This is a genomic window from Streptomyces sp. NPDC047017, assembly GCF_040644175.1.
Classification (GTDB): domain Bacteria; phylum Actinomycetota; class Actinomycetes; order Streptomycetales; family Streptomycetaceae; genus Streptomyces.
Genome location: NZ_JBEYVW010000007.1, coordinates 283,523 through 305,407, shown reverse-complemented (window position 1 = coordinate 305,407; position 21,885 = coordinate 283,523). Strand labels below are relative to the sequence as shown.

The window sequence follows — 21,885 nt, the reverse complement described above, 5'->3', positions numbered from 1 at the left end:
GCAGTAGCGGGGACAGGATTTGAACCTGCGACCTCTGGGTTATGAGCCCAGCGAGCTACCGAGCTGCTCCACCCCGCGTCGGTGAACACCACTCTACGGCATGCGGGAGGGTGCCGGTGACCAGCCCGGCCCCGGCCGCGCCCGGCGGACCCGCGCGGGAACCTCTGTGACCTCTGTGACCTCTGTGAACTCCGTCAGTAGCCGACGCGGTCGGCCGCGGCCCGCCACGCGTCGAATGGTGCCGTGCGGTTCGGCGCGTCCAGCCGCTCCACCGTCAGCGGCCACATCGACCGGGGCTTCCTGTCGAACAGCTCGTGGAACGCGCGGTCGTCGAAGCCCGCCGCCGCGGCGTCGTACCGGTCGGCGCAGTGGACGACCCGGTCGAGGCGCGCCCACAGCGCGGCGGCCAGGCACATCGGGCACGGCTCGCACGACGTGATCAGGGCGCAGCCGTCGAGCGAGAAGGCGCCCAGTTCCTTGCAGGCGGCACGCATCGCGCTCACCTCGGCGTGCGCCGTCGGGTCCAGCGTCGAGGTGACCTGGTTGGTCCCGGTCGCGACGATCTCGCCGTCCTTGACGACCAGGGCGCCGAACGGGCCGCCGCCGTCGGCCACGCTGTCGGTGGCCAGGGTGATCGCCCTGTCCATCCAGGCGCGCTCGGACGCGTCGGCGCCCGTCTCCTGGGTGTGCGTGGCCATGGTCACTCCTTCGCGGACGAACGGGACGCGCGGGACGCGCTGCCCGGACGGCCGACGGCACACCGGTACCACCGAGGCCACCGATGCCATGCGACGCCACCGGTGTCGCCGTCGTGTCCCTTCCCGTTCCCCCCGCGCGCGATAAGTACACGGCGTCTTCCGCCGAAGGCCGTAGGGCCCGCTCGGCCGCCCGGGCCGCGCACGGGCGGCCGTATCCTGCGCGGATGAGGGTGAGGAAGAGTGCGGTACACCGGCCCGTGGAGCTGGGTGACGGCTCGGCGGGCGAGCCGCCGGTGCTGCCCGGCGGCGACGGCCGGCCGGCGCTGTGGCTGGTACGGACCGACCGGTTCCGTGCCGTGGCGGCCAGGGCGGCCGCCACCGTGCTCGACGCCGAGGAGCGGCGGCGGGCGGCGGCGTTCCGCAGGGCCGAGGACCGGGAAACCTATGTGGCAGGACACGTGGGCCTGCGGACGCTGCTCGGCGCCTACCTCGAACTCCCGCCCGGGGACGTCCCGTTGGAACGCCGGCCCTGCTCGTTCTGCGGGCAGCCGCACGGACGTCCGGTCGTGCGGGGCAACCCCGTGCACTTCTCCCTCTCGCACACCGCCGGCCTGTGCCTGCTGGCCTTCGCCACCGCACCCGTGGGCGTGGACATCGAGGGGGTGCCCGCCCTCGCGGTCGCCGCGGAGGCCGGCACGGCCCTGCACCCCCGGGAGATCGCCGAGCTGGACAGGTGCGACGCGGTGGAACGGCCGGCCGCGTTCGCCCGGGTGTGGGCGCGCAAGGAGGCGTATCTCAAGGGGCTCGGCACCGGCCTGGGGCGCGCCCCGTCCCTCGACTACCTGGGTACGGCACCGGACGCGGCGACCGCCCCGCCGGGCTGGACGGTCGATGACGTCACCGTGGACCAGGGCTACACGGCGGCCGTCGCCGTCGCCACCGCCGGAGGGTGAGGCCGAGCAGCGTCCCGGGCCCACCACCGGGGAGTGACACCGGGCGGCGGCCCGGCCCACCGCCGTGGGCCGCGGCGGTGGGCGGCTCGGTTGCGCGGAGCGTCTCAGGCGGTCCCGGAAGGGTCACTTGCCGGCATCGGCCGCCCGCGCCCTGCGGATGGCCCGCGTGACGACCGGCGGCAGCAGGTCGACCGCGACCCGGCGGGCCCGGCTGGCGCGCCGGGGCACGCGCCGAGCGGGGACGGCCGGGGCGGCGGCAGCGGGCTCCGGTACCGGCGCGGGCTCCGGGGTGCCGGGCGCCGTACGGGCGGCCTCCTCCGCGTACCGGGAGGGCGGGAACACGGGCGCCGTCATGCCCTTGGACTTCAGGCGGATGATCCGGTGCCCGGCGGCCTGCTGGACGCTGAGGTGGCAGTCGGACCGCTGCCGCACCATGGCCAGCAGCGCCTCCTGGACGGGCTCGGGGTCGCCCCAGGTGCCGTAGAACTTCTGCGTGCTCAGGCAGACGGGGTTCAGCCCCCGGCTGAGCACGGCCTCCCAGGTGGCTATGGACACACCGGGCGTGTGCTCGGAACGGAAGTCGTCGAGGACGACGATGCCGCCGGGCAGCAGCAGGTCGCGGGCGGCGCCTATGTCGCCGTGCACGTGCTCGTACAGGTGCGAGGCGTCGATGTGCACGAACCGGCAGGAGCCCGCCTCGACCTCGGCGGACACCACGGAGCTGGGTCCCTGGAGCACACGGGGCAGTTCGTCGTGGAAGGAGCGGTAGTTCGCCTCGAAGGCGTCCCGGGTCAGCGCGGAGTACGACTTGGTCGACTCGGCCCGGTTGGCGTCGTCGGGCGCGTCGCCCTCGAAGAGGTCGCACACGGTGTACTTCTCGCCCGGCTGCCGGTGCCGGCCGATGAAGATTGCGCTCTTGCCCATGAAGACCCCGACCTCCAGGAGGTCGCCACGGGTCCCGGCGGTCTCCTGCCGGTCCAGGAACCAGTCGAAGAGCGTCTGGTCGAGCACCGGGAGCCAGCCGGGCACGTCGTCGAGACAGCGGGGCGGTCGCGTCGGTTCCTGGGTGGTGGTGGCCATGAGACGGAGGCACTCCCTCGGGTACGGCGGGCTGCGGGATCGCTGCGGAAAGCGCGTGGAAGGCGCGGCAGGGCCACACCGTACGTGCCGCGGACCGCGGTTGTGACCCGACGAGGTGAACGGCCGCCCAACTTCCGGCTCGCCACCCGGCACGGCCGGTTCACCCTCCGAGCCGACTGCAATCGGACTATGAAAAAGAGGAGTTGGACCGGCTCCGGACCGCCGCCCGGCGCTCGGGGCACCCACGGAGAGCCCCGAGTCCGGTACCGGGCCGTGTCAGGAAAGCCGATCGGACCGTTCCGGGCGCGTGCCGCGTCGGCGCGACAGCAGTGGCTCCAGGACCACGAGCAGGCCCAGGACGAGTACGGTCACGCCGATCACGCGCAGGGCCGACTCGGTGCCGGAGACGAACGCGGAGACGATGTCGTGGGCGCGGTCCGGTGCGGCGGCGAGGGCCTGGGCGACGGTGTGCGGATCGTGCGCGGCGCGGAGGTCGGCGGGCAGCGCGGCGGTGAACCGCGCGGTGAGCACGGTGCCGATGACGGCCACGCCGAGGGCGCTGCCGAACTCCCGGGTGGTGGACTGCAGTCCCGCCCCCACCCCGGCCTGCTCCGCGGGCAGTGACACGGCGATGGCGCCCGACAGCGACGGCAGCGCCAGCGCCACCCCGATCCCGGTCACCACCAGCCACGCGGCGTACCCGGCGTACGGCGTCGAGGTCCCGCAGGTGGACAGCCCGAGCAGGCCGCCGCCGACGAACACGAACGCGAGGGCCACCGTGGCCTGGAGGCCGATACGCCCCGAGACACGGCCGACGTAGCGGGCACCCAGGATCAGCGGGACGGTCAGCGGGATGATGCCCAGACCGGTCACCAGCACGCCGTACCCCTTGCCGTACTGCAGGAAGGAGGCGTTGACGTAGAACAGCGCGAACATGCCGAAGAAGACGGCCGTCATGCCCAGGCAGGCGCTGCGCAGGGCCGGGGAGCGCAGCAGCCGGGGGTCGAGCAGCGGCTGCGCGGTGCGCAGTTCGACGAGCGTCCACACCGCGAACAGCACCGCCGAGCAGACGAACGAGCCGATGACGAAGGCGCTGCTCCAGCCCGACTCGGGGCCCTGGACGATGCCGAGCAGCAGCGCCACCGACGCGGCGACGAGCAGCACCGTGCCGGGGACGTCCAGGCGGCGGTCGTTGCGGGGTGACACCGGGGCGGTGCGGCCCACCAGCGCGGCGAGCACCAGCGCGACCGGCACGGCCGCGACGAACAGCCACCGCCACGATCCGCCGGTCAGGACCGCCCCGCCGCCGACGTTCCCGACGATGCCGCCGATGCCGGTCATCGAGGCCCAGGTCGCGATCGTCGCCCCCTTGCGGTCGGCGGGGACGGCGTGCAGCAGCACGGCGAGCGTGTTGGGCAGTACGGCGGCGGCGCCGACGCCGGTGACCGCCCGCCCCAGGAGCAGCACGGCCGTGTCGGGCGCCGCCGCCGACAGCAGCGCGCCCGCCGCGAACAGCAGCAGCCCGGCGAGCAGGACACCCTTGCGGCCCAGCCGGTCGCCCGCGGCTCCGCCGGGTATCACCAGGCAGGCGAAGAAGACCACATAGAGGTCGACGATCCAGACCACCGCGGCGGCCGAAGGGTGCAACGCGCTCGCGGCGAGCATCGGCACGGCCAGGTTGACCGCGGCGACCATGCCGACGACCAGCACGACGCAGGCGCACATGACCGCGAGGAGGCCCCGAGGCCCGCGCGGGGGACGGGGACGGACCGGGCGGGAGGAGGCGCGGGACGCGGTCGGCCCGCGCCCGTGGGACAGCAGATTCTGAGGCATGGCCCCGACGGTAGGGAGCCGGTCACCCCTCGCGCCACGCAACATGGGCAAGTCAGAGTTGCGTACAGTGCAACCATGGTGGCCGAGCAACTCGATCTCAACCTGCTGCGCGTCTTCGACGCCCTCTTGCAGGAGCACAGCGTCACGGCGGCGTCCGAGCGGCTCCATTTGTCCATCCCGGCCACCAGCCGGGCCCTGGGCCGGCTGCGGCGGGCGATGAACGATCCGATCCTGGTGCGGGCCGGCCGCGGCATGGCCCCCACCCCCTTCGCGCTGCGGGCCGCCCCGCGCGTACGGTCCCTGCTCGACGAGGCGGCCGCGCTGGTCCACGACGACCGGGCGTTCAGCGCCGCCGACCTGGAACGCACCTTCACCCTCCGCATCAACGACGGCGTCGCCGCAACGCTGGCGGCCGCGGCGGTCAACGCCGCGGCCGCCGCACCCGGCGTGGTGCTGCGCTTCGTCGCCGAGGGCAGCGAGAGTGTCGAGGACCTGCGCGACGGCTCGATCGACTTGGACATCGGCGCCGGTGACGCCACACCCCCCGACATCCGCTCGGCCCCGCTCTACCGCGAGCGGATGGTCGGCATCGTCCGCGCCGGCCATCCGCTGGCCCGGCACACCGCCCCGACGCTCGCCCAGCTCTGCGAGCATCCGCATGTCTCCACCTCCCGCCGGGGCCGCCTGCGCGGTCCCCTCGACAGCGCCCTCGAAGCCGAAGGACTCACCCGCCAGGTCGCCGCCGTCGTCCCCGCCTCCGCCGTCGCCGTCCTGCTGGTCGCCTCCAGCGGATACGTCGGCCTCGTCCCCGAACGGCTGGCCGTACAGCACGGCCAGGCGCTCGGCCTGCGCTGGTTCCCCCTGCCCGTGCGGCTGCCGGACCTCCGGATCCGGCTGTCCTGGCACGCCCGCCTCGACGCCGACCCGGCCCAGCGCTGGCTGCGGGACACGATGCGCGTGGCGGCGGCCCTGAGCGCGCCGGGGGAGTGACGCGCATCACACCCATGTCCTGTCAGTTCCGGCGCGGCCGCCCTGTCATCAGTGCGGGAGCGAGAGAGAGGACCGTCAGGATGAAGGCCGTCATCGTGTGCGTCTCCGTGTCGCACGGCAATACGCGCCGGGTCGCCGGCACCATGGCCGAGGTGCTGGACGCGAAGGTCGTGAGCCCCGAGGAGTCCGACCCGGCGGAACTGGCCGGCGCCGACCTCGTCGGCTTCGGCTCGGGCGTCTTCCACACCCGGATGCACCCCGCCCTGACCGGCTTCGTCAGGGGGCTTCCCGCCCGGCCGGGCCGCGCGTTCGTGTTCGCCACCAGCGGGCTCCCCGAGCCGCCGTTCGCGCCCTTCACCCGTCCGCCGGTCCGGCTCCTCGAAGGCAAGGGCTACGAGGTGAGCGGGACCTTCGTGTGCCGGGCGTTCGACACCTGGGCGCCTTTCAGGCTCGTCGGCGGCATCAACAAGCGGCGGCCGGACGGCGCGGACCTGGCCGCCGCGCGGGCCTTCGCCGCGCGGCTGCGGGGCTGAACGGCCACGGGGCCGAGCCGCTGCGGGGGCTGAGCGGCCGCGTGCCCGCGGGGCTGGATGCCGGGGGCGACGGCCCAGGCCCACGGTCCGTGGGCCGCCCCGGCGCCAGGGCCTGCCGGACAGGTCAGACGCGCTGCGTGGCCCGGCCGAACAGCCGGCCGGCGAGGTCGACGCCGGTGACCGTACCGTCGTCGGCGCGCGAGAAGTAGCCGCGCTGCCCGGCCAGACCGCCCTCGGTGATGACGTACTCGTCGCCGTCGCCGGGAAGGAGGCCGATCGCCGCGGCCGGGTAGTCCGGGGGCATCTCCTCGTCCGACGCCGCCCGGATCTCCGGCTTGATCCCGACCGCCAGCGTGAGGCGGGTGCCGTCGGTGGCGATGTCGAGGTTCATGGCGTCGATCTCGTAGTGGCCGGCGACCTGCCGGGCCCGCTCCTCGTCGTACGGGACCGGCTCGGGCTCCCGCTGGACGATGCCGAGGTGGTGTTCGAGCACCCACCGCACGACGGACTGGTTGAGGAGGTAGCCGTCCGGGCCGGCGTTGGCCAGGGCGACCACCGCGACGTCGTGTTCCGGGACGATGAGCAGCTCGGCGAACTGCCCGTTGCCCGAGCCGCCGTGCCCGAACGCCTGGACGCCGTCCAGGTCGTGCAGGAACCAGCAGACGCCGAAGCCGTCGCCGAGCGTGCTCGCGCGCAGCGCGACCGTCTGTTCCCGCATGCGGTGCAGCGCCGGGGCGGGCAGTACGCCCCCGCCGTCACCGAGGTGGAACCGCGCCCAGCGCAGCAGATCGCTCACCGAGGAGGCGAGCCCGCCGCCGGGGTTGTCGGCGCGCGCGCCCTCCTTGAACGCCCCCCACGGCCGGGCGAGGCGCGCTTCGCCGTCGTCGCCGAAGTTGTGGCCCACCGCGAACTTGCGGAGCATCACCTCGGCCAGGCCGTACACGGTGTCGGTGAGGCCCACGGGTTCCAGGACCAGCGCGGCCATGGCCTGCTCGAAGGGCAGCCCGGTGACCTTCTCGATGATCCGGCCGACCAGGTTGTACCCGGCCTGGCTGTACGACGGTCGGGCGCCGGGCGGCGCGATCAGCGGCAGCTCGGACAGCTTCGCCACGAGCCCGGTCAGGGAGCGGTCGCCCATACCGTCGTCGATCAGGTTCCAGTCGAGGCCCGCGGTGTGGTTGAGCAGGTTGAGGACGGTGATCGTGGCCGCGGTCCCCTCGTCGGCGAGCCTCAGCTCGGGGACGTAGCGCCGCACCGGCGCGTCCAGGTCCACCTTCCCCTCCGCGACCAGGCGCATCAGCGCGGTCGCCGTGAAGGACTTGGACACCGAGGCCAGATGGAACAGGGTGTGCTCGTCCACCGGCTGCGGGTTGCTGAGATTCGTCACCCCGTGCGACACGTAGGTCTCCCGGCCGCCCGACAGCACACCCACGGCCGCACCGGGTACCGCGAACCGCTCGGCCTGGACTCGGACGAACTCCGACAGCTGTTCCTGGAACATCGCTCCCCCATCAGGGACTCGAACCGACTTGAACTAAGTACGAGACACAGCGTAGAGCGTTTCTTGAACAAAGTGCAAGAGCATTCCTGAACTAAGTGCAAGTAAGCTGTGGGCATGCCACGGGACACGCTCACCGCCGACCGGATCATCCGCGCCGCCATCGAACTGCTGGACGAGGAAGGACTGGACGGCCTCAACATGCGCAGCCTCGCCAAACGGCTCGGCTCGGCCGCCACCGCCGTCTACTGGCACATCAAGACCAAGGACGATCTGGTCCGGCTGGCCGGTGACGTGCTCTGGACCGAGATCGACCAGCCCGACCCCGACACCACCGACTGGCGTACGGCCGCCACCGCCCAGGCCACCGGCATGCACGCGATGCTCACCCGGCACCCCTGGCTCGGCCAGGCGTTCGGCAGCCACTTCCTGTACGGCCCCGGCCAGTCCCGCCACAACGACCTGAGCCTGGCCATCTACGAGAAGGCGGGCTTCGGCGCCGCCGACGCGGACCGGGCGGCCGCCACCGTGTTCGTCTTCGCGCTCGGCAGCGCGCTCGGACCCGCCTCGCAGATCTCGCTCACCCGCCGGCTCGCCAGGAACGGCGAGGACGCCGAACAGCGGATGAACGACGCCATGGCGAGCGCCACCGAGACCGCCCTGCGGTTCCCGCGGCTGCGCGAGCGTCTGGGCACCCCCGCCGCCGAGCAGTACGCCGCGGCACCCGAGGACGCCTTCGTCTTCGGTCTCCGGGCCGTCCTCGACGGCTTCGAGGCCCGCCTCGCCGCGGCGGACGACATCCGGCGCGAGCGATGAGTTCTCCCGGTCCGGGGAGTCATGTCATCGTCAGTCAGGCGGAACACGGGAGGACCACATGCCCCAGCTGCTGAGGGTGCAGAACTTCAACGTATCGAGCGACGGCATCGGCGCCGGGGAGGACCAGACCCTCCAGCGGCCGTTCGGCCATGTCGATCCGGAGCGGCTGTTCGCCTGGGCGGGGGCCACGGCGAGCTGGCCCATGCGGACCGACCCCGGGGGCAGCCGGGGCCTCGACGACTACTTCACACGGGACTACGGGCGCAACATCGGCGCCGAGATCATGGGCCGCAACAAGTTCGGACCCCAGCGCGGGCCCTGGCAGGACGACGAGTGGCGCGGCTGGTGGGGCGACGAACCCCCGTTCCGCACCCCGGTGTTCGTGATGACCCACCACGAACGCCCTTCGTTCACGCTCTCCGACACCACCTTCCACTTCGTCGGCGGCGACCCGGCCTCCGTCCTCGCCCAGGCGCGGGAGGCGGCACAGGGCAAGGACGTCCGGCTCGGCGGCGGCGCCACCACCATCCGGGAGTTCCTCGACGCCGACCTCGTCGACACCCTGCACGTGGTGGTCTCCCCGATGAAGCTCGGGTCCGGAGTGCGGCTGTGGGAGTCGCCCGACGAACTGCTCGACCGCTTCCACCTCGACGTCGTGCCCAGCCCGAGCGGTGTGGCGCACCACGTGTTCTGGCGGAAGTGACCCACGGGTGACCGTCGGAGGCGACCCGCGGGTGGCTGTCGGAGGCGGCCCGCGGGTGATCGCCGGAAGCGGCCCGCGGGTGGGCGTGGGCTCGCGGCCGGGGTGATCCGGGGTGCGGGGGAGAGGCCGCCGGTGCCCTCCGGTGCCTTTCCCCCGCGCCGCCGCGTGCGGCGGGTCAGTCCCGCGGCCCGATCTCCCGGCCCTGCGCGTCATGGACCGTGATGGCCACCATCGGGCAGATGTCGGCGGCCTCCAGCGCGCGGTCGTCGTCCGGGATGCGCTCGTGCACGGGGCGGGCGTGCTCGTCGTCGAGGGCGAACAGGTCCGGGGCGGCGCCCGCGCACATCCCGGAACCGATGCAGCGTGCGCCGTCGACCCTCAGCTGCCAGCTCACGGCCGCCTCACCAGCCCACCGGCATGACCCGCGGCCCGCGCACCAGCATCTCCGTCTTCCAGGAGATGTCACCGGCCAGCCGCAGCCGCGGGAAGCGGGTGACCAGCGCGCCGATGGCCTCCTGGAGTTCGAGCCGGGCCAGGGGCGCGCCCAGGCAGTGGTGGACGCCGTGGCCGAAACCCAGGTGGGGATTGCCGCCGCGGGAGAGGTCGAGGGTGCCGGGGGCGGAGAAGCGCAGCGCGTCGCGGTTGGCCGCGCCGACGGCCACCAGGACCGGCTCCCCGGCCCGCACCAGGGTGCCGCCGACCTCGATGTCCTCGGTGGCGTAGCGGGGCTGGCCGGCTCCGCTGCCCAGCGGCACGAACCGCAGCAGCTCCTCGACCGCGCCGGTGATGAGTCCCGGCTCGGCGCGTAGGCGGGCCAGTTCACCGGGGTGGTCGAGCAGGGTGAGGACGAAGTTGGGGATCTGGGTGGCGGTGGTCTCGTGACCGGCGACGAGGATGCCCACGCAGAGGTCGACGAGTTCCAGCTCGGACAGCCGGTCGCCGTGGTCGCGGGCCTCGATGAGGGCCGTCATCAGGTCGTCCCGCGGGTGCTCGCGATGCCCGGTGATCAACCGGGCCATGTAGGCGCGCAGTTCGTCGCGGTTGCGGAGGAACTCCTCGGCGGTCAGCGAGCTGGTGGACAGGGCGGCGTCGCTCCACTCGCGAAACCGCGGCCGGTCCTCCTCCGGCACGCCGAGGAGCCGGCAGATCACCGCGACCGGGATGGGCAGGGCGTAGCGGTCGACCAAATCCACCGGCGGCCCCGCCGCCTCCATCTCGTCCAGCAGGCGGCCGGTCAGCTCCCGCACCTGGGGGCGCAGCTTCTCGACCTGGCGCACCGTGAAGGCCTTGGCCACCAGGGAGCGCAGCCGGGTGTGGTCGGGCGGGTCCATGCTGAGGATGCCGCTGTCCCGGCTGCCCTCGGAGGCGCGCGGCTCGTCGTGCTCCAGGCCCAGCGCGCGACTGAACCGCTGGTCGCCCAGGACCAGCCGGGCGTCCGCGTAGCGGGTGGCCAGCCAGGCAGGCTCCCCGTACGGCATCTGGACGCGCAGGAGCCCCGGGGTGTCGCGGGCGCGCTCGTACGCCTCCGACAGGGCCAGGTCGCTGCTGGAGTTGAAAGGGTAGGCGAGGGGTGTGTCGTTCGTCGTCGTCACAGCTACCTCTCTTGTGTAAGCAGGCGCTTACAAAGCGTAGGAGCCGGGTCCGGTGCGGTCAACGACGCGAACCAGCCGTTACCCTGGCGGGTCCTTGGCGGGGCTGATCGGCGTACGGCGGCAGAAGGAGCGCAGGTGGACAGCAGCGGGGACATCCGGCACCGGGCGCGGCACGACGGCGCTATCACGCCCGAGCGGGCCCCGGTGGGGCGGGCCCCGGCCGAACAGACGCCGCCCGAGCAGGCCCCGCCCGAGCGGACCCCGCGCCGACCGCGTGACGCCGGGGCGACCCGCACCCGCATCCTGCGGGCCGCCGGGGAACTCTTCGCCGAGCGGGGCTACGAGGCGGCCACCGTCCGGGACATCGCCGCCCGGGCCGGTGTCAACCAGGCGCTCATCTTCCGCTACTTCGGCTCCAAGAGTGCCCTGCTCACCGAGGTGATGGCCCGCAGCGGCCAGGAGCAGATCACCGGCACACCGCCGGAGCGGCTGTTCGAGACGGCCCTGCGGGGCGTCCTCGCGGGCGGCGCCGGAGGGGACGCGGACCAACTGCTGGCCGTGTACCTGCGTTCCATCGGCGGCGCCGACACCGCTCCCGACACGGTCCGCGAGCTGGGCGACCAGTACGCCGCCGTGCTCGCCGCCCTCTCACCGGCCGACGACGGCGCCCTGCGCGCCCAGCTCGCCATGGCCTGGCTGCTCGGCATCGGCCTGATGCGGGTCGTGGTGGGCCAGGAACCCCTGGCGGGCGCGGACCCGGATCAGGTCTGCGCCCATGTCCTCGCGGCCGTCGACCGTCTCCTGGACGGCACGGCGGGGGAGGAGAGTGGCGGCCCGCGCGCGACGAGTGCGCCGGCCGCGGGGTGACGGCGGCGGTCAACGATCATTTTGGGCTGGTAAACGATCGTTGAGAGTCGGGTAGGTGTCGCGTAGGGTGCGCATGCACAGCAGCTACCGCCCCTGCGACCCTGGGAGTCCACCGGTGGAGACGGCCTGCCAACTCCCCGTGACACTCGCGAGACTGGACGCCGCGATCGCCCGACGCGGCCTGCGGCGCCCGGAGTTCCTCGACCCCGCCGCGCTCGCCGCCCGCACGGCGCTGCCCGAGAACGTCGTGCGCGGGCTGCTGCGGGGCGACCCGATGCCGGCGGACACGGTCAACGACCGGGTGCGGCTGCGGATCAGGGCACTGGCCGCGGCCGACCTGGCACGCACCGGACGGCGCATGTCCGAACTCGCCGCGGAAGTCTCCCACCGCCTCGGTGTCTCGGAGTACTGGGCGCGGCAGATCTGCGACGGGAGGAAGGTGCCCAGCGTCGAACTCCTGCACGGCCTGGTCCGGTTCTTCGGGATCGAGGACGGGGAGACGTTCTTCACGGCCCCGGCGGCCGAGGCGCTCAACCGCGCCCTGCTGCCGGCCCTGCACGAGCTGGAGCACCCCGAGGCGGACCCGGTGCAGGCCCTCATGGCACGTTACGGCGTGACCGGAACGGACCTGCGGGCGCACGGCTCCCTCACCCGGGACCAGCTGGAACGCGTACTCGAAGGAGTCCTGCGGTCGGTGCTGCCGCCACAGGGAGATGCCCGCTGATGAGTACCAGAGTGATGAAGTCCCGGCTCGCCGAACTGTGCCGGGAGGCGGCGAAGTCGGTGCAGCGGCCCGCCGAGCCGAAGGCCGTCATGCACGCCTTCTGCCAGGCCATGAGCGTGCGCGCCGGGCGCCCGGTCCAACTGGTCTTCCGCGCGTTCCCACCGGACATCCCCGTCTCGGGCCTGCGCCTGGACTGCGGGGACCACTCCATCATCGTGGTCGAGGCCGGGACCGTCCCCGAGGCCCAGCTCGTCATCCTCGGACACGAGTTATGGCACGAGGAGCAAGGCGACTGCGGCCACCACGTGGGCGGCCTGCCCGCGGCCGCCCGCGCGCCCGGCACCTGTCACACACCGCAGGCCCTGCACCGCGCGGCCCGGCAGATCCTGGCCTCGGCCGAGGTGCCCCGCGAGGCCGTCCTGGCCGTGGCGGCCCGCGCGGACTCCGCCGACGCGCACGAGGTGGACGCCGAGACCTTCGGCCTGCTGTTCGGCCGCGAGGTGCGCACCTGGATGACCGGCCGGTACGCGCAGGGCCCCGTCACCGCGGCGACCGTCGAAGGACGCATCAACCTCTCCCTCCTCAGCCGAGGGGGCCGCATCCTTTGACGAATCCGTACTTCCACATCCCCTACGTCGTGCCGACCGCCCTGCTGGCCACGGCGCTGGTCCTGAAGTTCCCCACGCTCGCGCGGGCCTGGCGCGATCCCGACGTACGGGCGACCATGCTGCTGCTGACGTGGGCCACCGCGGTCCTCGTCGTCATCACCCCGGTCAACATCGACCGGCTCAACCGGCTGACGGGCGTCCCCAACATCTCCTCGCCGTGGGCCTACTCCTTCCTCACCGCGTTCTGCGCCACCGCCCTCACCATGATCATGCGCTGGCGCGAGGAGCCGTCCTCGCGCCGGCGGCGCAAGATGCGGCGGGTCCACTGGATCTACGCCGGTGTCGTCGCCGCCCTGTGGGGCACCTTCTTCCTCGCCCATGTGCCCGAGCCGCGCATCTACGACCTCGACACCTACTACGCCAACACGCCGTGGATGCGCGAGCACATCCTGCTCTACCTGGCCGCGCACATGGTCTCGTCCCTGGTCGCCGCCGCCATGCTGTGGAAGTGGTTCCCCCGGATCGGCAACCGCTGGCTGAAGACCGGCGTGGTCCTGCTCCAGGTCGGCAACGCCTGCGGGCTGCTCTTCGACATCGCCAAGCTGATCGCGATCGGCGCCCGCTGGGCCGGCGACGACCTGGACGTCCTCAGCACCGAAGTCGCTCCGCCCTTCGCGCTGTTGGAAGCCACCCTGGTCGCCCTCGGCTTCATCGCCCCCCAACTGGGTCCTTCCGCCCAGCAGTGGGGCCGCGACCAGCGCGACCACCGGCGGCTGCGGCCCCTGTGGCGGGCGCTGCGGGTCCTCGAACCGGCCGCGGCCGCCGCCCGCATCGGCTTCTGGGCGCCGCTGGACCTGCGCCTGCTGCAACGCCGGCAGCGCATCCACGACGCGCTGCGCCTGCTCGCCCCCTACTACGACGGCGACTTCTACCACCGCGCCCACCGGTCGGCGTCGGCCACGCACCCGCCCCAGGAGGCCCGCGCGATCGCCGGAGCCGTCGCCCTGCGGGCCGCCGTCGACGCGTACCGCGGCGGCACCCCGAGCCCGCCGAAGGCACGGCCGGCCCAGATCGGACCGGAGATCAGCGACCAGCTCGACGCCGTCGCGCACGCCATGCGCCGCCCCCGCCTCATCGACAGCGTCCTCCGGACGACAGCCGGCCGAGAAAGCCTGAACGCCCATGCCTGACACCACGACCGCGCGACGGCCCACGGCCGTCGTGATCGGCGCGAGCGCCGCGGGGCTGTTCGCCGCGGCCGCGCTGACCGAGTTCGCCGACGTCACCGTCGTCGAACGGGACACCCTGCCCGGCGGCGTCGCACCGCGCCGCGGTGTGCCCCAGGCCCGCCACGCCCATCTGGTCTGGAGCGGCGGCGTACGGGCCTTCGACGACCTCCTGCCCGGTGTCGTCGACGACGTCGTGAGCGAGGGCGGCCGCCTCGCGCACATCATGGGCGACATGGTCTCCCGCGCCCCGAACGAGATCTGGTTCCGGCGCTTCACCTCCACCCACCACCGCAACCTCGTCTGCTCCCGGGACCTGCTCGACGCCGTGCTGCGCGACCGGGTCCTCGGCCACGAGCGGACCACCCTCCTCCAGGACACCACCGCCCTCGGGCCGGAGGGCGACGCCCACCGTGTCACCGGTCTGCGGCTGCGCACCGCGGGCGAGGAACACACCCTCGCGGCCGATCTCGTCGTCGACGCCACCGGCCGTGGTTCGCGCGCCCCCGGCTGGCTGGCCGGCCTCGGCCTGCCGGGCGCCACCGAGCGGGAGGTCGACGCCGGCGTCACCTACGCGACCCGCCTCTACGAGGCCCCGGGCACTACCGCCGGCACCGGCTTCCCCCTGGTCAACGTGCAGGCCAACCCGGCCACTTCCCCGGGACAGGGCGGCATCGTCCTGCCCGTCGAGGGCGACCGGTGGATCGTCACCCTCTCCGGCACCCGCGGCGGCGAGCCGAGCGGCGACCCGCACGCCTTCGTCGAGTTCGCCCGGGGCCTCGCGGACCCCGTCATCGGCAGGCTGATCCAGCACGCCCGGCCCCTCGGTGACGTCACCCTCTCCCGCAGCACCGCCAACCGCCGCCGCTACTACGAGAAGATGAGGCGCTGGCCCGACGGCTTCCTCGTCCTCGGTGACGCCGTCGCCGGGTACAACCCCGTCTACGGACACGGACTGACCGTCGCCGCGCAGGGCGCTCTCGCCGTCCGCGGACTGCTCCGCTCCACCGGCCTCACCGCTCCCGGCACCGCGCGCCGCCTCCAGCGCGCCGCCGCCCGCCCCGTGGCCGCCGCCTGGGAGCTGGCGGTGGGGCAGGACGCCTTCTACCCGGGCGCCACCGACACCCCGCCCACCGTCCTGGAACGGTGTCTCGCGCGGTACGTCGACCGTGCCGTGGCGACCGGGGCCCGCGACCCGCGCGCACTCGGCGCCCTGCTGGACGTCATGAGCCTGGAGCGGCCCGCCACCCGCCTGTTCGCGCCCGGCATGCTCCTGCCCATGCTGTTCGGCCCGAAGAAGGCCCGGTTGCCGGGGCCCCCGTTGACCGACGCCGAGTGGGAGACCGCCCTGCCGACGACGGCGGCCACGACGGTGGAGGCGGTGGAGGCGGTGGAGCGGCCGGTGTGACCCCGGGCCGGGGGCCGGTCCCGCCGGTGGTCAGCGGGACCGGACGGCGGCCGCGGGAAGTGCCGCCAGCCAGTCGACGAGGAGACCGTTGACCTCCTCGGGGCGTTCCTGCTGGATCCAGTGGCCGCAGCTGTCGACGAGGTGGCAGGAGACCAGCCCGGGCAAGGTGACCGGGTACGCGTCGATCGCGTCGGCCAGCCAGGTCGTGGAGGCGTCCAGGGTGCCGCCGGCGAACAGGGACGGCTGGGTGAGGGGAGCACCCCTGAAGGCGGCGAGGTCCTCCCAGTCGCGGTCCATGGCCCGGTAGCGGTCGAGCGCTCCGGTCAGGCCGGTCCGCTCGAACTCGCCCGCGTACACGTCGAGGTCCTGTTCGCTGAGCCAGGAAGGGAGCCGGCCGGTGGGGAACCGGTCCCGCAGGGTCCCCGCCGCACCGACGAAGTGCGGGTCGGGGGCGCCGGGCGCGGGCATGGTGTCGGCCGACAGGGCCGCGTAGAAACCCGCGAGCCAGCCGCGTACATCGGGTTCGATCTCGGCCTCGGCGCGGCCCGGCTGCTGGAAGTAGGAGACGTAGAACTCCTCCTCGCCGCCCATCCGGGCGAAGACCTCACTGGGCCGGGGGCCGCCGGGCGGCGTGTAGGGAACGCTCAGCAGGCCCACCGCGCCGAACACGTCCGGCTCGACCAGGGCGGAGGTCGCGGCGATAGTGGCACCCCAGTCATGGCCGACGACCACCGCCGACTCCGCACCGAGGGCACGCACCACCGCGACGTTGTCCGCCACCAGTTCCAGCAACCGGTACGCGTCCGGTCCGGCCGGCCGTGAGGAGCGGCCGTACCCGCGCACGTCGATCGCGACCGCGCGGTATCCCGCGGCGGCGAGGGCCGGCAGCTGGTGCCGCCAGGAGTACCAGGACTCCGGGAAGCCGTGCACGAGCAGCACCAGCGGCCCGGACCCCTGCTCCACGAGATGGATGCGGCCGCCCGGAGAGGGGACCAGCCGATGTACCGCCCTCGCCGGGCCCTGCGCCATGTGTGCTCCTCGTCGCCCTGGTTCCGCCGGCTTCGGACCGATCATGCGCAGGACCGTGCCGGGAGGCGAGCGGGTTTGCCGGACCGGCAAAACGGGTGCCGCACGGAGCAGCTGCCGCCGGAGGTGTCCCGGCGGTTCAGCTGCCCGTGCCGGCGTCGCGCTCAGGCGTTCTGGTCCTGCTTCTGCTCGGCGGCCGGGGCGGCCTCGGCGGCCTCGTGCGCCGTGTAGAAGACGGAGGTGCCCTGCTTGCTGCGCTGGGCCTGGTTCTTGGCCACCAGACCCTCCAGGGTGGTGCGCACCACGGTGGTCTTGACCGAGCGGTCGGGGTGCTGCCGGCCCAGCTCGGTGGCGATCTCGGCCGCGGACCGCGGCTCCTTCTGCGCGGCCAGGTGCTCGCGGACGATCTCGACGAGGGTGGGCTGCGCGGCCGCCGGAGCCGACTCCTGCTTCTGGTTCTTCTGGCTCTTCTGGACCTTCGGGTCCTTCTGGTCCTGCTTCGGCGTGGCCTTCCCGGCCGTGGCGGTGCGGGCCGGCGCGGCGGACTTCTTGGCCGGCGTGCGCTTGCTCGCGGCCGGCTTGGCGGGCGCCTTCTTGCGGGGCGCGGGCACCGACTTGGCGGCACGGCCGGTCGCGGGCCGCTGCGGAGCGGCGGTGACACCGAGGGCCTGCTGGACGTTCACCAGGACCGCGTGATCCTGCTGGAGCGAGGCCAACTGCTCCTGCAGAGAGGCGACTTCACCGCTGATACGTTCCTGTGCCTTGAGATTGTTCTCCAGGTCCGTGGCCACCTGAGCGGCGTACTGCGTGGTCAGGCCGGTAGCAGCAGTGTCGGTCTTCGACATGAGGGATGTGGCTCCTTCCGCGGCGGCAGTGCGTGACTGCGTGCCCGTGGACGTATGCGAATACGAACTGGTGTTCAGTTCGCGCTGGCTCTCGGCGCCTGCAGCCGTTGCTGCTGCAAGCGGTGTTCCCGTGATGGTACGGAACAAAGACATGTGCCGGTATCGGTCGGGGCGCCGAGAACCGGGTCATGGAGCCGCCGCGGGAAGACGTACCGGAATACCGGGCGGATTCTGTCCTCTACCTGTTCTAGCGTTCTGAGTGTTCGGCCCCGTGCACCAAGTACAGCAACCAAGGACAGCACCATGAACTTCGTCTCGATCCGCGTCATCACCGCCGACGTCGCCCGCCTCGTCGCGTTCTACGAGAAGGCCACCGGTGTCCCGGCGGACTGGTCCACCGAGGACTTCGCCGAGATCAGGACGGCCGGCGCCACACTGGCCATCGCCGGCACCCGCACCGTCCCGCTGTTCGCGCCGGGCTCCTCCCGCCCGGCCGACAACCACAGCGTGATCCTGGAGTTCCTGGTCGACGACGTCGACCGCGTGCACCGCAACCTCACCGGCTTCGTCACCGACTTCGTCAACGAGCCCACCACCATGCCCTGGGGCAATCGCTCCCTGCTGTTCCGCGACCCCGACGGCAACCTCGTCAACTTCTTCACCCCGGTCACCCCGGAGGCCGTCGAGAAGTTCGGCCGCTGACGGCGCGAAGCCCGGCCGCTCGGTAGATTGCCGTGGTGACCGACACCATCGAAGTGCGCGCCGCCACGGCTGCCGGCGCCGTGACGCGGTTCCCGGAGCTGAGGCCGTGATGGTTCCGCGGAGCGGGCCGCGTTTCGCCGTCGGGGACGGCTTCGCCCTCTATCAGGGCCCTGTGAGGGACAGTTCCCAGCACGCCCATGCGGCGTTCCAGGTCGCCCTCCCCGTCGAGGGCGACGAGGTCGCCGTCATGGACGCCTCGGGGGTGTGCCATCGCGGTGCGGCGCTGGCCGTACGGCCGATGACACCGCACCGGATGCTCACACGGAAAGACGTCCTCACCTTCTTCATCGAGCCGCAGTGCGCGTTCGCCGACGAGTTGCGGGCGCGGTGCGGTCAAGGCATCACCGTGGCCGGTGACCTGCGCGGCCTGCGGGAGGAGGACGTGCGCCGGGCCGGCGCGCACCCGTCCGGCGCACTGGACCCGCGGCTGAGGGCGGCCATGGGCCTGGCCACGGAGCGGGACATGCCCATGCCCGGCCTGGCCGCCCGGGTGGGGCTGTCACCGCAGCGGCTGCGCGCGCTGGCACGGCACCAACTCGGCATGCCGCTGACCCGCTGGCGGATGTGGGCGCGGTTGCGCAGGACGGTCGAGGCGCTGGAGGACGGGCACACCCTGGCCGGTGCCGCGGTCATCGGCGGCTTCGCCGACCAGGCCCACTTCACCCGGTGCATGCGGGAGTTGACGGGGGTCACCCCGGCGTCCGTGCTGCCGCTGCTGCGCGCTCACTCCCGGCGCGCGGTGTAGAGGGAGATCGACCCGGTGGCCGTGGGTACGACCTCGGCCTCCCGTACGTCCTGGAACCCGGCCTCGGACATCAGCGACGGAAGGACACCGTCGGCGTTGGGCTGGGTGTCCTGGGTGCCGTCGGCGAACTGGACCACACGGAAGGCCAGGCGCATCAGCCGGGTGCGCTGCAGGCCGTAGTCCGCGATCACCAGCCGTCCGCCGGGGCGCAGCACCGTCGCCATGGACGCCAGGATCGCCCGCTTCATCTCCATCGGGCACTGATGCAGGACGAGCGTGGACACCACGGCGTCCACGGAGCCCGCCTCCAGCAGCGCCGGCAGTGTGTCTCCCATGCCGACCCGCCACTGAGGTGCGGCACCGGCGTCGTCGGCCTTGCGCCGCGCCCTGGCCAGCACCTGGTCATCGGGATCGACGCCGATGACGCGGGCCTGCGGCTGGGCGGCGTGCAGCAGCAGCGCCAGTGAGCCGGTGCCGCAGCCCACGTCGACCACCAGCTCACCGGGGCGCGGCGCCACCCGTGCGACGACCAGCCGGCGCCATACGCGCTCCCGTGCGACGGTGGCGACGACCGGATCGTAGAACCGCGTGGGAGCGAAGCGGCCGAGGGCGGGAGTGAAGGTTCTCTCTGTCATGCCCGCAGTCTCGGCCGCACCCGTGGGTCACGTCTTGAACGAACCGCTCGTCCGCCGTCGCCGGGTCAGGGCCCTTCCTCCGCGGTGACCTTGGCCTTGGAGATGTCCACCGTGTTGGGGATCATCGCCTGGTTCTTGATCAGATGGCGCAGCAGGAAGTTCATCAGGTCCGCGCCGCTCATCTCCTTCAGGCTCTTCGCGAGCGCGGGGTTGGTCTGCTCGAAGCGCATGATCTCGACCACGACGCGGTCGACCAGTCCGGGCAGGATGTCGGGGCCGGCGAGGATGTTGTTGTGCAGCAGCTCGGGGCGCTGCAACTGGTTCCCCGGTCCGTAGCTCATGTGGCTGCCCGGGTCCATGTGGGCGTACTGGCGGGCGAGTTGGTGCGCCTGCCGTTCCTCCGTGTTCTCGATGTGGCCGAAGGCGGTGAGCGACTCCATGAGCTGGTCTTCGCTCAGCATGCCCCGCTCGAACTTGCGGGAGACCTCGGAGGCGCCGTCGCTCTGCGCGGAGCCCGTCACCTGATCCGGTTTGTCCTTGGCGGTGAGGATATCGGGGTAGTCACGCTGCACGAAGTCGCTCAGCATGATCCAGCCCCGGGTGAGCAGGCCGGACTCCGCCAGCCCGAGTTCGATACGGGCCTTGCCCTCGCCTTCACCCTCCTTGCCCTCACCGAAGCGGGACTTGCGGCCCTTCAGGCCCGCGGGCTCGATGTAGAAGAACACGAAACCGTCGTTGGCGAGCATGTACGTGTCGACGTTCATGGTGTTGTGCTTGTCGCCGACGCTCTGCCGGTCGAGTTCCGTCTTCGACTTCAGGCTCTTGTCGGCCGACTTCTCGATCGCGTCGAAGCGGGCCCGCGGGGTGTAGTGGGCGACCACACTCTGCTCCAGCGCGTTCGACAGCTTCGCACGGACGCCCCGCACCCAGGCGTCCTCGCTCCGGCCGCCGATCTCCCTGCGCTGGTCGGCCCGGTTCATCTCCGACAGCTCACGGACGTAACTGGCGCCCTCCATACCCAGGTTGAGGGTCCCGTTCCGGAACTCCGGGTCCTTCCACAGCGTGCCGCGATCGGTCATGTCCTTGTACGGGGTGCGGGCGGCGGCGGGCATCTGCTGATCGCGGTCGACCTGACCGCCCAGCACCTCCATCTCGGCCCGGATGACCCGCAGCGCCTCCTCCAGGTAAGCGCGCTCGGCGGCCTTCTGCGCCTCCTCCATGAGGATGTACGCCTGCTGCTGGATGTCGGCCAGTTGCCCCATGCAGTGGTTCGGGTCGCGCTGGGGGGAGTCGTCGTAGGCCTGGATCGCGTCCCGGACCGGCGCCGTGACCCGGCTCTGGGGGTCGGGCTTCTTGATCCAGGACATGAGGGAGCCGCCCGTGGACTGCTGGGGCTTGATCTGCTCCTTGAGCTTCTCGTGGCCCTTGCGCTGCACCGCCACGGCGGGGCCGTGGGCAGCGGCGGGCGCCCGCTGCACGGAGGCGGAGTGCCCGGCGTCGCCGGGCAGCGTGAGGTCGGGGGCCTGGCCCTGGGAGAGCCGGCGGCCGTTGGCGGCGGAGCTCCGCTCGAAGGCGTCGTTCTCGCTGGACACATTGGCGCCCGCACCGTTGGAGGTCCCCGCCACCGGCCCCATGGCCTGCTGGTAGACATGGTCGACCTCATGGAACAGCGTCTCGTCGTCCAGGTTCGGCTCCTGGCTGACGATGTCCGAACCTGTGGTGTAGGCGAGCGCGCCCAGCTCCGCCGCCGACCGCTGCGCGACCGGCCCGGAGTGCATCAGGACATGATCGAAACTCATCCCGTACGCCTGCTTCGCCTTGTTGCGGATACGCGGCTCCAGCGGGGTGCCCGGTGAGGCCAGCGCCTCCCCCAGCGACACCCGGCGCTGAACGGCGGCCTGCCCTCCGGCGGGCGTCTCCGGGTGTTCGCAGCCGGGCCCGTGCGCCTCACCCAGCGACACCCGGCGCTGAACGGCGGCCTGCCCTCCGGCGGGCGCCGTCTCCGGGTGCCCGCAGCCGGGCCCGTGCGCGTGCCGCTCCTCCTCCACGGCCCGCGACACGGCCGCGTTCCCCGCGAGGCGCTGCAGATTCAGCAGCCGTCCGGCCGCCGCGTTCGGCGCGGGCACGGAGCCACGTTTGACCTGCGCACCAGTCTGCTGGGCGTCCTGATTCTCATGTGCGCGCACGGAGCTCCCTTTTCGCGCGAACGGCTGGCCCCCCAGCCTTACCCGAACCACGCGGTACGGTCCAGGGCTACGGGGGCAGTGATGAGGGCACAGCGGGGTGCCCCCACGGCCGCACAGCGAGATGCCGGCGCGTCGACAGACGTGCTGACGGCGACGC

General features: G+C 72.8%; 22 protein-coding genes and 1 tRNA gene. 12 read left to right on the top strand and 11 right to left on the bottom strand.

Annotated features, from left to right (window positions below; all coding sequences use genetic code 11):
* Window positions 1-4: 4 nt before the first annotated feature.
* Window positions 5-78, bottom strand: a tRNA-Met gene (locus ABZ858_RS14985).
* A gap of 116 nt (window positions 79-194) precedes the next feature.
* Complete coding sequence (locus ABZ858_RS14980) at window positions 195-698, bottom strand: nucleoside deaminase (RefSeq protein ID WP_361376974.1); 504 nt, start codon at window positions 696-698, stop codon at window positions 195-197.
* 224 nt (window positions 699-922) lie between these two features.
* Here ABZ858_RS14980 and ABZ858_RS14975 point away from each other — a divergent pair, with 224 nt between their 5' ends.
* On the top strand, window positions 923-1,651 hold the full coding sequence (locus ABZ858_RS14975; RefSeq protein ID WP_361376971.1) for a 4'-phosphopantetheinyl transferase superfamily protein: 729 nt from the start codon (window positions 923-925) through the stop codon (window positions 1,649-1,651).
* A 123-nt stretch (window positions 1,652-1,774) separates the two neighbouring features.
* Here ABZ858_RS14975 and ABZ858_RS14970 read toward each other — a convergent pair whose 3' ends face one another.
* Window positions 1,775-2,731 (bottom strand): class I SAM-dependent methyltransferase, encoded by a 957-nt coding sequence (locus tag ABZ858_RS14970; RefSeq protein WP_361376968.1) that lies wholly within the window; start codon window positions 2,729-2,731, stop codon window positions 1,775-1,777.
* 276 nt (window positions 2,732-3,007) lie between these two features.
* Window positions 3,008-4,564, bottom strand: coding sequence for an MFS transporter (locus ABZ858_RS14965; protein ID WP_361376965.1), 1,557 nt, complete (start codon window positions 4,562-4,564; stop codon window positions 3,008-3,010).
* 75 nt (window positions 4,565-4,639) lie between these two features.
* Here ABZ858_RS14965 and ABZ858_RS14960 point away from each other — a divergent pair, with 75 nt between their 5' ends.
* Both ABZ858_RS14960 and ABZ858_RS14955 read left to right on the top strand, forming a co-directional pair.
* Window positions 4,640-5,554, top strand: a complete 915-nt coding sequence (locus ABZ858_RS14960; RefSeq protein WP_361376962.1) for a LysR family transcriptional regulator — start codon at window positions 4,640-4,642, stop codon at window positions 5,552-5,554.
* A gap of 80 nt (window positions 5,555-5,634) precedes the next feature.
* Entirely contained in the window at window positions 5,635-6,087 is a 453-nt protein-coding gene (locus tag ABZ858_RS14955; RefSeq protein ID WP_361376959.1) for a flavodoxin domain-containing protein, read from the top strand.
* Window positions 6,088-6,211: 124 nt separating this feature from the next.
* Here the strand turns inward: ABZ858_RS14955 and ABZ858_RS14950 are convergent, their stop codons facing one another.
* Complete coding sequence (locus ABZ858_RS14950) at window positions 6,212-7,588, bottom strand: serine hydrolase domain-containing protein (RefSeq protein WP_361376956.1); 1,377 nt, start codon at window positions 7,586-7,588, stop codon at window positions 6,212-6,214.
* 114 nt (window positions 7,589-7,702) lie between these two features.
* Between ABZ858_RS14950 and ABZ858_RS14945 the strand changes: the two genes are divergently transcribed.
* Together ABZ858_RS14945 and ABZ858_RS14940 are read left to right on the top strand one after the other, a co-directional pair.
* Window positions 7,703-8,401, top strand: coding sequence for a TetR/AcrR family transcriptional regulator C-terminal domain-containing protein (locus tag ABZ858_RS14945; protein WP_361376953.1), 699 nt, complete (start codon window positions 7,703-7,705; stop codon window positions 8,399-8,401).
* Window positions 8,402-8,459: 58 nt separating this feature from the next.
* Window positions 8,460-9,104: a dihydrofolate reductase family protein gene (locus tag ABZ858_RS14940; protein ID WP_361376951.1), complete on the top strand. Its 645-nt coding sequence runs from the start codon at window positions 8,460-8,462 to the stop codon at window positions 9,102-9,104.
* A gap of 175 nt (window positions 9,105-9,279) precedes the next feature.
* On the opposite strand, the gene ABZ858_RS14935 is transcribed toward ABZ858_RS14940, so the two are convergent.
* Both ABZ858_RS14935 and ABZ858_RS14930 read right to left on the bottom strand, forming a co-directional pair.
* Window positions 9,280-9,498 carry a ferredoxin gene (locus ABZ858_RS14935; RefSeq protein WP_361376948.1) on the bottom strand — a complete coding sequence of 73 codons (219 nt, stop codon included), beginning with the start codon at window positions 9,496-9,498 and terminating at the stop codon, window positions 9,280-9,282.
* A 7-nt stretch (window positions 9,499-9,505) separates the two neighbouring features.
* Window positions 9,506-10,696: a cytochrome P450 gene (locus ABZ858_RS14930; protein ID WP_361376945.1), complete on the bottom strand. Its 1,191-nt coding sequence runs from the start codon at window positions 10,694-10,696 to the stop codon at window positions 9,506-9,508.
* 300 nt (window positions 10,697-10,996) lie between these two features.
* Between ABZ858_RS14930 and ABZ858_RS14925 the strand changes: the two genes are divergently transcribed.
* From ABZ858_RS14925 to ABZ858_RS14905, 5 genes are all read left to right on the top strand, one after another.
* Entirely contained in the window at window positions 10,997-11,563 is a 567-nt protein-coding gene (locus tag ABZ858_RS14925) for a TetR family transcriptional regulator (RefSeq protein ID WP_361377201.1), read from the top strand.
* 139 nt (window positions 11,564-11,702) lie between these two features.
* Window positions 11,703-12,287, top strand: a complete 585-nt coding sequence (locus ABZ858_RS14920) for a hypothetical protein (RefSeq protein WP_361376942.1) — start codon at window positions 11,703-11,705, stop codon at window positions 12,285-12,287.
* A complete protein-coding gene (locus tag ABZ858_RS14915) occupies window positions 12,287-12,895 on the top strand; it encodes a toxin (protein ID WP_361376939.1) in 609 nt (202 codons plus the stop codon). The genes ABZ858_RS14920 and ABZ858_RS14915 overlap by 1 nt, the downstream gene beginning before the upstream one ends.
* A complete protein-coding gene (locus ABZ858_RS14910; RefSeq protein WP_361376936.1) occupies window positions 12,892-14,085 on the top strand; it encodes an MAB_1171c family putative transporter in 1,194 nt (397 codons plus the stop codon). Before ABZ858_RS14915 ends, ABZ858_RS14910 begins: the two co-directional genes overlap by 4 nt.
* The gene (locus ABZ858_RS14905; protein WP_361376933.1) at window positions 14,078-15,529 is read left to right on the top strand and encodes an FAD-dependent oxidoreductase; all 1,452 of its coding nucleotides are present in this window, start codon (window positions 14,078-14,080) and stop codon (window positions 15,527-15,529) included. The genes ABZ858_RS14910 and ABZ858_RS14905 overlap by 8 nt, the downstream gene beginning before the upstream one ends.
* A 30-nt stretch (window positions 15,530-15,559) precedes the next feature.
* Here ABZ858_RS14905 and ABZ858_RS14900 read toward each other — a convergent pair whose 3' ends face one another.
* Both ABZ858_RS14900 and ABZ858_RS14895 read right to left on the bottom strand, forming a co-directional pair.
* A complete protein-coding gene (locus ABZ858_RS14900; RefSeq protein ID WP_361376930.1) occupies window positions 15,560-16,558 on the bottom strand; it encodes an alpha/beta hydrolase in 999 nt (332 codons plus the stop codon).
* Window positions 16,559-16,719: 161 nt separating this feature from the next.
* Entirely contained in the window at window positions 16,720-17,400 is a 681-nt protein-coding gene (locus tag ABZ858_RS14895; RefSeq protein WP_361376927.1) for a hypothetical protein, read from the bottom strand.
* A gap of 303 nt (window positions 17,401-17,703) precedes the next feature.
* On the opposite strand from ABZ858_RS14895, the gene ABZ858_RS14890 reads away from it, so the two are divergent.
* Together ABZ858_RS14890 and ABZ858_RS14885 are read left to right on the top strand one after the other, a co-directional pair.
* Window positions 17,704-18,102, top strand: a complete 399-nt coding sequence (locus tag ABZ858_RS14890) for a VOC family protein (RefSeq protein ID WP_361376924.1) — start codon at window positions 17,704-17,706, stop codon at window positions 18,100-18,102.
* Between the two features lie 172 nt (window positions 18,103-18,274).
* The gene (locus tag ABZ858_RS14885; protein WP_361376921.1) at window positions 18,275-18,907 is read left to right on the top strand and encodes an AraC family transcriptional regulator; all 633 of its coding nucleotides are present in this window, start codon (window positions 18,275-18,277) and stop codon (window positions 18,905-18,907) included.
* Here the strand turns inward: ABZ858_RS14885 and ABZ858_RS14880 are convergent.
* Complete coding sequence (locus ABZ858_RS14880; RefSeq protein WP_361376918.1) at window positions 18,886-19,542, bottom strand: class I SAM-dependent methyltransferase; 657 nt, start codon at window positions 19,540-19,542, stop codon at window positions 18,886-18,888. The genes ABZ858_RS14885 and ABZ858_RS14880 overlap by 22 nt on opposite strands.
* Window positions 19,543-19,607: 65 nt before the next feature.
* Window positions 19,608-21,728, bottom strand: a complete 2,121-nt coding sequence (locus ABZ858_RS14875) for a DUF4157 domain-containing protein (RefSeq protein ID WP_361376915.1) — start codon at window positions 21,726-21,728, stop codon at window positions 19,608-19,610.
* Between the last annotated feature and the right edge of the window lie 157 nt (window positions 21,729-21,885).